This is a genomic window from Aquicoccus porphyridii (assembly GCF_008369105.1).
GTDB lineage: Bacteria > Pseudomonadota > Alphaproteobacteria > Rhodobacterales > Rhodobacteraceae > Aquicoccus > Aquicoccus porphyridii.
Genome location: NZ_VINQ01000254.1, coordinates 1 through 348, shown reverse-complemented (window position 1 = coordinate 348; position 348 = coordinate 1). Strand labels below are relative to the sequence as shown.

The 348-nt window shown below is 72.4% G+C and carries 1 protein-coding gene; it reads right to left on the bottom strand.

The features are described 5' to 3' along the window. Positions 1-348: HlyD family secretion protein (locus FLO80_RS24390; RefSeq protein WP_439328727.1), on the bottom strand; the 348-nt coding region annotated here is incomplete at both ends.

Sequence of the window (348 nt, the reverse complement as noted above, 5' to 3'; positions counted from 1 at the left end):
GCCTGCATGCGTTGCAGGTCGCCACGGGCCTGGCCGACGCGGGCTTCGAGGACGCTCACCTGCTTGCGCGTGGCATCCACTGCGGCCTGGCCCTCGGCCAGCCGGGCGCTGGCGGTATCGATCCGCGATTGCGCCTGCTGGGCGTTCTGCAGGCTGCCGGCGCCCTTGCTGGCGAGGGTCTGGTAGCGGCTTTGCTCGTGACGGGCGAAGACCAGCTCGGCCTGCTCGGCGCGGACCTTGGCCCGCGCCTGTTCGATCAGCGCCTGCTGGCGTTGCAGGTTGGCCTCGGCATTGGCCAGGTTGGCCTCGGCACCGAGCACGTCGGCTTCGGCGGCGGCCAGGGCGGTG